Here is an 11,242-nt window from a genome sequence, read left to right on the forward strand (position 1 = left end):
GAGCCGTTGCTCCGTTCTTTCATACGAAATTTCAATGCAGCAAACCGGGGAAAATGCTTTTAATACCCGTGACGATGAATTCAATCCCCAACGCCATCAACAGCAGGCCCATGATACGCGTTATGACGTTAATGCCCGTCTGCCCCAACAGGCGCACCAGCCAGGGTGCCATGCGGAATACGCCCCAACAGCAGAGCGCGAAAAGCGCAATGGCGATGGAAAAACCAATCAGGTGCATCAGGCTATGGTAACGCGTGCCCCAGACAATCGTTGAACTGATGGCACCGGGGCCAGCCATCAGCGGTAAGGCCAGCGGTACTACGCCAATACTTTCGCGGATGGCGGTTTCTGACTTCTCCTGCTTGTTCTGTTTATCCTCGCCCAGCTTACCGCTGATCATGGACATCGCGATGGTCACGACCAGGATCCCACCCGCAATGCGGAAAGAGTCAATCGAAATTCCGAAGAGCTGGAGAATGGCATCACCCAAAAAAAGGGAGGTGAGCAATATGATAGCCACTGACAGGTTAGCGGTGAGGTTGGTCTTATTCCTGGCCGCCGCCGTCTGGTAACTCGTCATACTAATGAAGACAGGAATGATCCCCACCGGGTTGACCAGGGCAAACAAACCAATAAAAAATTTAAAATACGTTGGAAAATCAAAGAGCGTTTGGATCACGTTTTGCTCCGCTTATACACATGCCCGGGACTGACAATTTGTCATGAGAATTCGCGCTGAAGATACCCTTTTTATCAGCATACTTCACTTGAAATCTGTACCAAAACGTTATCATTTCAGGATGTTAAACATATGTATAATCAATGATAGCGTCGCTTCTAATACTTACGTAATTATTTAACACTGGAAAAATCAGCACAAAATAACCCTGCTGAAAGGTATCAGCTTGGGAGAAAATTGACACAGATCATGATTTCCGTACTCAGAAGTGAGTAATCTTGGTTACGCCCCCAGGGAGATCGCCTGACAAAAAGGGATGATGCTAAGGTAAGGCTCTTTTAGTAAATTAGTGTGCTGACGCAGAAAGTAACTCTTTGTTTTACTTTGTGTTACGCAAGTCGTATTGGCTCTGTCTATACTGTCTGACGTATCGAGCGCTGGTTTACTAAAAGAGTTTAAACATTATCAGGAGAGCATTATGGCTGTTACTAATATCGCTGAACTGAACGCCCTCGTCGAGCGCGTTAAAAAAGCCCAGCGTGAATATGCCAATTTCACCCAAGAACAGGTTGATAAAATCTTCCGCGCGGCCGCACTGGCTGCTGCAGATGCTCGAATCCCTCTCGCTAAAATGGCCGTTGCCGAATCCGGCATGGGTATCGTGGAAGATAAAGTGATTAAAAACCACTTCGCTTCTGAGTATATCTACAACGCCTATAAAGATGAGAAAACCTGTGGCGTGCTGTCCGAAGACGACACCTTCGGTACCATCACCATCGCTGAACCTATCGGCATCATCTGCGGTATTGTTCCGACCACTAACCCAACGTCTACTGCTATCTTCAAATCACTGATTAGCCTGAAGACCCGTAACGCAATCATCTTCTCTCCACATCCACGTGCGAAAGACGCGACTAACAAAGCTGCGGATATTGTCCTGCAGGCGGCGATCGCGGCTGGCGCACCAAAAGATCTGATTGGCTGGATCGACCAACCTTCCGTTGAGCTTTCCAATGCGCTGATGCATCACCCAGACATTAACCTGATCCTGGCGACCGGTGGTCCTGGCATGGTTAAAGCCGCATACAGCTCCGGTAAACCAGCTATCGGTGTGGGTGCGGGTAACACCCCTGTTGTTATCGACGAAACCGCTGACATCAAACGTGCCGTTGCGTCTGTACTGATGTCTAAAACCTTCGATAACGGCGTGATCTGTGCATCTGAACAGTCTGTTGTTGTTGTCGATTCCGTGTACGATGCGGTTCGCGAACGTTTCGCCAGCCACGGCGGCTACCTGCTGCAGGGCAAAGAGCTGAAAGCGGTTCAGGACATCATCCTGAAAAATGGCGCGCTGAACGCCGCTATCGTGGGTCAGCCAGCGTACAAAATTGCTGAACTCGCAGGCTTTACCGTTCCGGCAACAACCAAAATTCTGATCGGTGAAGTAAAAGTTGTCGACGAAAGCGAGCCGTTTGCACACGAAAAACTGTCTCCAACGCTTGCCATGTACCGTGCGAAAGATTTCGAAGACGCAGTAGAGAAAGCCGAGAAGCTGGTTGCTATGGGCGGTATCGGTCACACCTCTTGTCTGTACACCGACCAGGATAACCAGCCAGAGCGTGTTGCTCACTTCGGTCAGATGATGAAAACTGCACGTATCCTGATTAACACCCCTGCTTCTCAGGGTGGTATCGGTGACCTGTACAACTTTAAACTCGCACCTTCCCTGACTCTGGGTTGTGGTTCCTGGGGTGGTAACTCCATCTCTGAAAACGTTGGTCCAAAACACCTGATCAACAAGAAAACCGTTGCTAAGCGAGCTGAAAACATGTTGTGGCACAAACTTCCGAAATCTATCTACTTCCGCCGTGGCTCACTGCCAATCGCGCTGGATGAAGTGATTATTGATGGCCACAAACGTGCGCTCATCGTGACTGACCGTTTCCTGTTCAACAACGGCTACGCTGACCAGATCACCTCTGTGCTGAAAGCGGCTGGCGTTGAGACTGAAGTGTTCTTTGAAGTTGAAGCTGACCCTACCCTGAGCGTTGTGCGTAAAGGTGCTGAGCTGGCTAACTCCTTCAAACCAGATGTGATTATCGCACTGGGTGGTGGTTCCCCAATGGACGCCGCGAAAATCATGTGGGTCATGTACGAGCATCCTGAAACCCACTTCGAAGAACTGGCGCTGCGCTTTATGGACATCCGTAAACGTATCTACAAGTTCCCGAAAATGGGCGTAAAAGCGAAAATGATCGCGGTCACCACCACTTCCGGTACCGGTTCAGAAGTAACACCATTCGCGGTTGTAACAGACGATGCAACAGGTCAGAAATACCCACTGGCTGACTATGCTCTGACCCCAGACATGGCTATCGTTGATGCGAACCTGGTCATGGAAATGCCGAAGTCACTGTGTGCGTTCGGTGGTCTGGATGCGGTAACTCACGCCCTGGAAGCCTACGTTTCTGTACTGGCGTCTGAGTTCTCTGACGGTCAGGCTCTGCAGGCTCTGAAACTGCTGAAAGAAAACCTGCCAGCGTCCTACAACGAAGGGTCTAAAAACCCGGTAGCACGTGAACGCGTTCACAGTGCAGCAACCATCGCCGGTATCGCGTTTGCGAACGCCTTCCTGGGTGTTTGCCACTCTATGGCGCACAAGCTGGGTTCTCAGTTCCACATTCCTCACGGTCTGGCGAACGCCCTGTTGATCAGCAACGTTATCCGTTATAACGCTAACGACAACCCAACCAAGCAGACTGCTTTCAGCCAGTACGACCGTCCGCAAGCACGTCGTCGTTATGCTGAAATTGCAGACCACCTTGGTCTGAGCGCACCGGGCGACCGTACTGCTGCGAAGATTGAGAAACTGCTGGCATGGCTGGAAAGCCTGAAAGCTGAACTGGGTATTCCTAAATCCATCCGTGAAGCGGGCGTTCAGGAAGCTGACTTCCTCGCTCACGTAGATAAGCTGTCTGAAGACGCATTTGATGACCAGTGTACTGGTGCTAACCCGCGCTACCCACTGATCTCCGAGCTGAAACAGATTCTGCTGGATACCTTCTACGGTCGTGAGTTCAAAGAAAATGACGTTACTGCTGTGAAAACAGACGTTCCTGTCATCAAAGCTGACAAGAAAGCAAAGAAAAGCGCTTAACTGACAGCAAATGAAAAACCCGCCTTTATGGCGGGTTTTTTTATGTCTGGATAACAAGGCTTACGTTATTTCCTGTTGTCGTGCTGAATCGCCGTCAGCGAGCCGACAGACAACGCTTCTTTATAATGCTTACGGCAGACCGATACATAGCGTTCATTACCGCCTATCACTACCTGCTCACCATCCGCATAAGGTTTTCCAGACTGGTCGAGACGAAGCACCATGCTGGCTTTGCGACCGCAGAAGCAGATAGTTTTTAGCTCGACGAGTTTATCCGACCAGGCAAGCAAATACTGACTCCCTGCAAAGAGCTCCCCACGGAAATCCGTGCGCAGCCCGTAACAAAGCACCGGGATATCGAGCTCATCAACCACCTCTGAAAGGGCGTGAACCTGTTCACGCGTCAGAAACTGGCTCTCATCTACCAGGACGCAGTGAATGGGCTGAGCAGCATGTTCTGTGCGAATGTCTTCAAACAGATCGGTTTTCGGGTTAAACAGTCTGGCAGGCGACGAGAGCCCTATTCTGGAGCTTACCTTCCCTGCGCCAAAGCGATCGTCAATTTCAGCCGTATAAACAACGGTACGCATCCCACGCTCCTGGTAATTGTACGAGGACTGCAGCAACGCGGTGGATTTACCGGCATTCATCGCCGAATAGTAGAAATAAAGTTGTGCCATTGGCCGTAAAACCCTAATCAATGTGTAATATTCCCGATGAGTCATTGTACCATATTTTGTCTGGTCATCAGCGATACAGCGCACAGAGGACGCGGTTCAACGCTGAGTTCAGAACCTTCTGTTTTCGAAAATAACCCGTTAAAACATGAAGTAAACGCATTCAGCAAAGCCAATATGTTATAAGCTCAGCCAAACATAACACTTCTTTTTATAGTGGAATCACCGTTCATTAAAATTCACTATTTATTAACTATTTCAGTCTTAACATCACGGGTGGGAACTAATACAAAAGGCTGATATTTATCCGCCGCAACTATAATTCCTGCGGTAAATGTCACAAAAAAAAGATGCAATCGGCCGGGTTAAACAGGTTTACGTGATAACAAGCGAGACTGTCGGGTGATGAAATTTAAGTTAGCGTAATTAATAATAGCGGCATTATTTAGTATTTTTTGAATTCCTTACATTCCTGGCTATTGCACATCTGAATTTATGGCTCTATTATTAGGACAACAAACCACCCCCCATTATAAGTTTGAGATTACTACAATGAGCGAAGCACTTAAAATTCTGAACAACATCCGTACTCTTCGTGCGCAGGCAAGAGAATGCACCCTCGAAACGCTTGAAGAAATGCTGGAAAAATTAGAAGTTGTAGTTAATGAACGTCGCGAAGAAGAAAGCGCTGCAGCTGCTGAAATCGAAGAGCGCACTCGTAAACTGCAGCAATATCGTGAAATGCTGATTGCTGATGGTATCGATCCAAATGAATTGCTGAACAGCATGGCTGCTGCTAAAACCGGTACCAAAGCCAAGCGTGCTGCTCGTCCTGCTAAATATAGCTACGTTGACGAGAACGGCGAAACTAAAACCTGGACTGGCCAGGGTCGTACTCCTGCTGTTATCAAGAAAGCCATGGATGAGCAAGGTAAACAGCTGGATGATTTCCTGATCAAGGATTAATCCCGCCACATTCAGAAAAATCCCGCGTAATGCGGGATTTTTTTTAACCAAAATTTGTCGCAAACATCCCCTTACATTCTGTCATAAAGCGTTGCTGGGCTATTTCACCACGCTTACAACCCTGCTCGTTGCGGGGGGTTTGGGCATAAAAAAAACCGGTGGGCAGCGCCTCACCGGTTTCGAACATTTGCAGCCCTGGCTTATTTCTTAATACCTGCGCTCTCTTTGAGCCAGGCTTTAAATTCTTCACCAAGGGTATTGTGGCGAATACCATATTCAACAAACGCCTGCATATAACCAAGCTTATTACCGCAGTCGTGGCTCTTACCTTTCATATGGTAAGCCTCAACGGTCTCTTTCTCGATCAGCATATCGATGGCATCCGTCAGCTGGATCTCATCCCCCGCTCCTGGAGGCGTTTTCGCCAGCAGAGGCCAGATTTCAGCGCTCAGGACATAGCGACCCACAACGGCCAGGTTTGAAGGCGCTACGTCGGCTTTAGGCTTCTCTACCACGCCAACCATTGGCACGCTTTCGCCCGGCTCAAGGTTAACACCTTTGCAGTCAACCACACCGTATGCCGTCACGTCTTCAACAGGCTCAACCATGATCTGGCTGCTGCCGGTTTCGTCAAAACGTTTGATCATCTCAGCAAGGTTATCCTGAGAAAGATCGGATTCGTATTCGTCCAGAATAACGTCTGGCAGAATTACCGCTACAGGCTCGTCACCCACAACAGGATGTGCACACATGACCGCATGACCCAGACCTTTAGCCAGGCCCTGACGAACCTGCATAATGGTGACGTGTGGAGGACAAATAGACTGAACTTCTTCTAACAGCTGGCGCTTAACACGTTTTTCCAGCATGGCTTCAAGTTCAAAGCTTGTATCGAAATGGTTTTCGATAGAGTTCTTTGATGAATGCGTAACCAGCACAATTTCAGTGATGCCGGCAGCGATACATTCATTAACGACATACTGGATTAATGGCTTATCAACCAGAGGCAGCATCTCTTTAGGAATTGCCTTAGTTGCTGGTAACATCCTGGTCCCCAATCCCGCTACCGGGATGACGGCCTTTCTGACTTTCGAATTTAGGGCAGCCATTCAAATTCTCCTGAGCTGTTCAAGTTTTGAACTTTTATGCAATAAATAACGCGTTGAGTATATCAGTCTCGCCCCGCAGTCCGGGTCTGAAAAGAACGCGTTGCCGATCAATTAGGATAAATACGCATGAAACTGGGCAGCGATAGTAGCACTCCCCGTAAAACACAGGTAAAGCAATCTTAAAATTAAGATCCGATTGCTTATTCTGTGGACAACATTAGGCGTAGCCGTCCCCCGGCGCCCCAAATTTGGCACTGCCAGGAGGAACAGCGGTGGCTAATTTGATTAAGATACGCCGTTCCCAATGTGCCAAGCGGCACACCGTTACTCACCTCAATATGGTGTTCACCGGTATTCAGTGAAGCGTTGAGACCTGCTGAGACCAGAATCAAATTCTTTAAACCGCTGTGGTAATAGCCGACCAGCAGCGGAAACTGTCCGGGCAAATTGGCCTGGCGAAAAAGCTGGTTTACCTGTTTGAGTAGACTGCCCAACTCCGGCAGCCGTTGCCCCTGATGCGATAACTGTTCCTGCAGCAAACCATTAAATAGCGCGCGAAGAAGTAACGCGGCTAATACGCCATTATCCCCCGCTCGGGTGACATCCAGAGAATAAAACGCAAGGTCGGAATCAGACAGTGGTGCAATATCCAGCACCAGTCCTGGCTGATCGGCCGCCACCAGCTGGCGATAATTTACACGACAGTGCGAAATAGTTTGCTGTACGGGCGGCTGGAGTTCTTGCAACAGTTTCGCTGCGGCAGGTGGATTACTCACCAGAGCGTCCCAGTCCTGGAAAAGACGCTCCTCTTCCTCCACCCGGGAATTAAACATATTCGGATATAGGCATGCTAAAACCGTTTCTCGTAGCCGGTTCAGATCCTTGACCGGTTTAAGCAGAATATCCTGTACCCCAAGGCGTAATGCTTTGGCGATATCCGCCATATTCTCTGTGGCAGAAATCACCAGAATCGGCGTCTGATTGCCTTCGTTGCGCAGATGTTCAACCAGCTTCAGCCCATTCATGCGCGGCATCGCAATGTCGCAAATCATCAAATCGGGGGTAATGCTGATCATTTTCTCCAGAGCGTCGATGCCATCTTCGGCCAGTGAAGTGATTGCTCCCAGCGAGGATAACCACGAATCCAGTAGCGATCGGAAAACGGGCTCGTCTTCAACAATCAAAATGTGTTTTCCGGCCAATGGCTGCGTCATGGTTCCTCCCCTGGCTGACAGTAACTAAATAGTGGCATGCGATCGGCACTATCGCCTGTCAGATTTTGCTGAAGTAATCAAAAAAAGGTGCTTAACGTGCTGTTTGCACAAAAGGCAACAATTCGTCCATTTTCTTTTCGACGGCTAACGAGCCCGCTGCGATGGCGGCCTCAGCCCGATGGAAATCAAGGGTAGATATTTGCGGACAGTAAGGCTGAATAAGAATATCTGGCGGGTCGCCTGCCATACGATTGCGCTTAAGGCGATTCTCCAGCACCTGGATTGACGTGGTCATGATTTCTATCGCCGTCGGCGCGGCAACCGAGCGACGTGCAGCCATACGCCCGATTCGTCCTCGCAGGCGTTCATGCCAGGCCAGCTTCTCGCCCTCGGCCTCTTCACTCTGAAGATTGACCGGCATGAGGTCCTGTTGCATCAGGTGGGCGTCGTGCTGCAGGTCAACGGCAATCACGATATCCGCCCCCATAGCACGAGTCAGAGAGATGGGAACCGGATTCACGACGCCACCATCGACAAGCCAGTAACCGTTGTGTGGGACAGGCGCCATGAGCCCCGGCATACTGCAGGAGGCGCGCACCGCAAGGTGAATATCCCCTTCGGTTAGCCAGAGTTCGCGTCCTGTGCTGAGGTTCGTCGCGACGGCGCCGAAAGGCATCTGACAATCAATGAAGTCTTCGAGAGGCATAACCTGGCGGAACTGGTTAAAGACACGTTCCCCGCGCAACAGCCCGCCACGCTGCCATGAAAGGTCCATCAGACGCAGGACGTCCCAGTAGCTGAAGGAGCGCACCCAGGTCTCGAGTTCCGGAAGCTTCCCGCACGCGTAAGCGGAGCCGACAAGCGATCCGATTGAACACCCTGCGACGATATCAACGTCAATGCCCATCTTGTTTAAGGCATTAATTACGCCGATGTGTGACCATCCCCGGGCGGCACCTGAACCCAGCGCCAGCCCAATTTTAACCTTTCTCATTAGTCCTGTTTTACTTCCCCTGGATTCCTGACATAGCGTCAACGCAACGCCTCAGTTAACATAGTGCTACCCGAAGCGTTTTACGCCTTTATATTTTGTTCCAGGAAGAGAATCGTGTCTCAACTCTGCCCTTGTGGTAGCGCTCTGGAGTATAGCCTATGTTGCCAGCGATATCTGTCTGGCGATCAGGTTGCACCAGACCCGTCACACCTTATGCGTTCACGGTACACTGCTTTTGTGATCAAAGACGCAGACTATCTGATTAAAACCTGGCATCCCTCCTGCCGCGCTGCCGAATTCAGACAGGACATCGAAGCCGGGTTTACGAACACGCAATGGCTCGGCCTTACCGTCTATGAATCCTCAACAGGCAGTCATGTCGATGAGGGTTACGTCAGCTTCGTTGCCCGCTTTACCGAGAATAATAAACCTGGTGCCATTATCGAGCGTTCCCGGTTCTTAAAGGAAAGCGGGCAGTGGTATTATATTGACGGTACGCGCCCACAGTTTGGTCGTAACGATCCCTGCCCTTGTGGTTCAGGTAAAAAATTTAAAAAGTGTTGCGGGCAGTAACGCCTGACAACCCAGACTTCGCAAATACAAACAGGATTTCCCGGCGATGCAATCATTACAACGTAAAGTTCTGCGCACTATCTGCCCCGATCAAAAAGGGCTGATCGCACGAATTACCAACATTTGCTACAAACATGAACTGAATATCGTGCAGAACAACGAGTTCGTTGACCACCGAACCGGCCGCTTCTTTATGCGTACCGAACTGGAAGGTATTTTCAACGACACCACCCTGCTTGCCGATCTGGACAGCGCGCTTCCGGAAGGTTCCGTGCGTGAACTGACCCCAGCGGGTCGACGCCGTGTTGTGATTCTGGTGACCAAAGAAGCACACTGTCTGGGCGACCTGCTGATGAAAGCCAACTATGGCGGTCTGGACGTTGAAATTGCTGCCGTTATTGGCAACCATGAGACGCTGCGCACGCTGGTCGAACGTTTTGATATTCCATTCGAGCTGGTGAGCCACGAAGGCCATACCCGCGAAGAACACGACGATCTGATGGCACAGGCCATTGAAGCGCATAACCCGGACTACGTGGTGCTCGCGAAATACATGCGCGTGTTAACGCCATCCTTCGTGGCGCGTTTCCCGAACAAAATTATCAACATTCACCACTCGTTCCTGCCGGCCTTTATCGGTGCTCGCCCATATCATCAGGCGTACGAGCGCGGCGTGAAGATCATCGGTGCGACCGCACACTACGTGAACGATAACCTGGATGAAGGCCCAATCATCATGCAGGACGTGATTCATGTGGACCACACCTACACCGCCGAGGATATGATGCGCGCCGGGCGTGACGTCGAGAAGAACGTGCTTAGCCGTGCGCTGTATCAGGTGCTGGCGCAGCGGGTCTTCGTGTACGGCAACAGAACCATCATTCTTTAATCTTTCGGAAAATGAATTGATTAGCTTTGCGCCTTTACGGATAAAAAGCAGGCAAACAGCTTCATTTACCTAAAGGAATGCTTTACAGGGGCGTCTCATTTGATATGATGCGCCCCGCTTCCAGCAGGAAGCAGGCCAGTAAAAAAGCATTACCCCGTGGTGGGGTTCCCGAGCGGCCAAAGGGAGCAGACTGTAAATCTGCCGTCATCGACTTCGAAGGTTCGAATCCTTCCCCCACCACCATCTCTCAGCATCACCTCAAAATTTGAATTACCCCTGGTGGGGTTCCCGAGCGGCCAAAGGGAGCAGACTGTAAATCTGCCGTCATCGACTTCGAAGGTTCGAATCCTTCCCCCACCACCATCACTTCCAGAATAATCCAAAAAATCATTATAAAACTGAACCGAATCCGCCGTTGTAGGCCGGGTAAGGCGCAGCCGCCACCCGGCGACAGAAGCCAGAACCCTACATCGGTGGCAACCGTCTCTTCACCGGCGAGCTCTTCACAATCGACGTATTGCACTGGGCATGTTCCGCCAGGCCGTCCAGCAGCACATCCAGCTGCTCAATTGACCGCACCACCAGCCGGATAACAAAACAGTCTTCCCCGGTCACCTTGTCGCTCTCAATACACTCCGGCATCGCCTGAATGTACTTGTCCACCTTATGCAACAACCCGGGCAAAGGCCGCACGCGCACCAGCGCCTGCAGCGTATACCCCAGCGCCGCCAGATTCACCCGTGCGCCATACCCCTGAATCACACCGCGCTCTTCCAGCCTTTTCAGGCGTTCTGCCGCGCTGGGTGACGTCAGACCGATACGCCCGCTGAGCACCTTCAAAGACATGCGCGCATCCTCGACCAGACAGGCTAAAATGTGTCGGTCTATATCATCGAGAAGGTATTCCATCGCTTTCACCTAATTTTAAAAAGTCATTAACGTATTCAACCTTATATCACCCCTGTAAAACCCGACAGCAATTTT

At 50.4% G+C, this 11,242-nt stretch carries 11 protein-coding genes and 2 tRNA genes; 6 read left to right on the forward strand and 7 right to left on the reverse strand.

The window, feature by feature from the left end:
• Positions 1–31: 31 nt before the first annotated feature.
• Positions 32–679: a YchE family NAAT transporter gene (locus tag N037_RS16255; protein WP_023335975.1), complete on the reverse strand. Its 648-nt coding sequence runs from the start codon at positions 677–679 to the stop codon at positions 32–34.
• A gap of 478 nt (positions 680–1,157) precedes the next feature.
• Between N037_RS16255 and adhE the strand changes: the two genes are divergently transcribed.
• Positions 1,158–3,836, forward strand: a complete 2,679-nt coding sequence (adhE, locus tag N037_RS16260; RefSeq protein ID WP_032642215.1) for a bifunctional acetaldehyde-CoA/alcohol dehydrogenase — start codon at positions 1,158–1,160, stop codon at positions 3,834–3,836.
• Between the two features lie 65 nt (positions 3,837–3,901).
• On the opposite strand, the gene tdk is transcribed toward adhE, so the two are convergent.
• Positions 3,902–4,516, reverse strand: coding sequence for a thymidine kinase (gene tdk, locus N037_RS16265; RefSeq protein WP_032642217.1), 615 nt, complete (start codon positions 4,514–4,516; stop codon positions 3,902–3,904).
• Positions 4,517–5,065: 549 nt separating this feature from the next.
• On the opposite strand from tdk, the gene hns reads away from it, so the two are divergent.
• Complete coding sequence (hns, locus tag N037_RS16270; protein WP_008502781.1) at positions 5,066–5,479, forward strand: histone-like nucleoid-structuring protein H-NS; 414 nt, start codon at positions 5,066–5,068, stop codon at positions 5,477–5,479.
• Positions 5,480–5,522: 43 nt separating this feature from the next.
• Here the strand turns inward: hns and N037_RS24925 are convergent, their stop codons facing one another.
• From N037_RS24925 to rssA, 4 genes are all read right to left on the reverse strand, one after another.
• On the reverse strand, positions 5,523–5,666 hold the full coding sequence (locus N037_RS24925; protein WP_023335978.1) for a hypothetical protein: 144 nt from the start codon (positions 5,664–5,666) through the stop codon (positions 5,523–5,525).
• Positions 5,667–5,679: 13 nt separating this feature from the next.
• A complete protein-coding gene (galU, locus tag N037_RS16275) occupies positions 5,680–6,588 on the reverse strand; it encodes a UTP--glucose-1-phosphate uridylyltransferase GalU (RefSeq protein ID WP_023335979.1) in 909 nt (302 codons plus the stop codon).
• 200 nt (positions 6,589–6,788) lie between these two features.
• The gene (gene rssB, locus N037_RS16280; RefSeq protein WP_023335980.1) at positions 6,789–7,802 is read right to left on the reverse strand and encodes a two-component system response regulator RssB; all 1,014 of its coding nucleotides are present in this window, start codon (positions 7,800–7,802) and stop codon (positions 6,789–6,791) included.
• Positions 7,803–7,893: 91 nt separating this feature from the next.
• Positions 7,894–8,796 carry a patatin-like phospholipase RssA gene (gene rssA / locus N037_RS16285; protein WP_032642219.1) on the reverse strand — a complete coding sequence of 301 codons (903 nt, stop codon included), beginning with the start codon at positions 8,794–8,796 and terminating at the stop codon, positions 7,894–7,896.
• Between the two features lie 114 nt (positions 8,797–8,910).
• Here rssA and N037_RS16290 point away from each other — a divergent pair, with 114 nt between their 5' ends.
• The 4 genes from N037_RS16290 (at position 8,911) to N037_RS16305 (ending at position 10,621) form a co-directional block, all read left to right on the forward strand.
• Positions 8,911–9,369 (forward strand): YchJ family protein, encoded by a 459-nt coding sequence (locus N037_RS16290; RefSeq protein ID WP_032642221.1) that lies wholly within the window; start codon positions 8,911–8,913, stop codon positions 9,367–9,369.
• A gap of 46 nt (positions 9,370–9,415) precedes the next feature.
• Positions 9,416–10,258, forward strand: coding sequence for a formyltetrahydrofolate deformylase (gene purU / locus N037_RS16295; RefSeq protein WP_023335983.1), 843 nt, complete (start codon positions 9,416–9,418; stop codon positions 10,256–10,258).
• Positions 10,259–10,416: 158 nt separating this feature from the next.
• Positions 10,417–10,501: transfer RNA gene (locus N037_RS16300), tRNA-Tyr, on the forward strand.
• A gap of 35 nt (positions 10,502–10,536) precedes the next feature.
• Positions 10,537–10,621 (forward strand) — tRNA-Tyr (locus tag N037_RS16305).
• A 102-nt stretch (positions 10,622–10,723) separates the two neighbouring features.
• Here N037_RS16305 and N037_RS16310 read toward each other — a convergent pair.
• A complete protein-coding gene (locus N037_RS16310) occupies positions 10,724–11,167 on the reverse strand; it encodes an Lrp/AsnC family transcriptional regulator (RefSeq protein WP_032642432.1) in 444 nt (147 codons plus the stop codon).
• Positions 11,168–11,242: the final 75 nt, after the last annotated feature.

Source organism: Enterobacter sp. EGD-HP1 (genome assembly GCF_000733275.2).
GTDB lineage: Bacteria > Pseudomonadota > Gammaproteobacteria > Enterobacterales > Enterobacteriaceae > Enterobacter.

Bases quoted from the DNA above. Each gene is read 5' to 3' on its own strand.
- adhE (WP_032642215.1), top strand. From the start codon at position 1,158: ATGGCTGTTACTAATATCGCTGAACTGAACGCCCTCGTCGAGCGCGTT.
- tdk (WP_032642217.1), bottom strand. From the start codon at position 4,516: ATGGCACAACTTTATTTCTACTATTCGGCGATGAATGCCGGTAAATCC.
- hns (WP_008502781.1), top strand. From the start codon at position 5,066: ATGAGCGAAGCACTTAAAATTCTGAACAACATCCGTACTCTTCGTGCG.
- N037_RS24925 (WP_023335978.1), bottom strand. From the start codon at position 5,666: ATGTTCGAAACCGGTGAGGCGCTGCCCACCGGTTTTTTTTATGCCCAA.
- galU (WP_023335979.1), bottom strand. From the start codon at position 6,588: ATGGCTGCCCTAAATTCGAAAGTCAGAAAGGCCGTCATCCCGGTAGCG.
- rssB (WP_023335980.1), bottom strand. From the start codon at position 7,802: ATGACGCAGCCATTGGCCGGAAAACACATTTTGATTGTTGAAGACGAG.
- rssA (WP_032642219.1), bottom strand. From the start codon at position 8,796: ATGAGAAAGGTTAAAATTGGGCTGGCGCTGGGTTCAGGTGCCGCCCGG.
- purU (WP_023335983.1), top strand. From the start codon at position 9,416: ATGCAATCATTACAACGTAAAGTTCTGCGCACTATCTGCCCCGATCAA.
- N037_RS16310 (WP_032642432.1), bottom strand. From the start codon at position 11,167: ATGGAATACCTTCTCGATGATATAGACCGACACATTTTAGCCTGTCTG.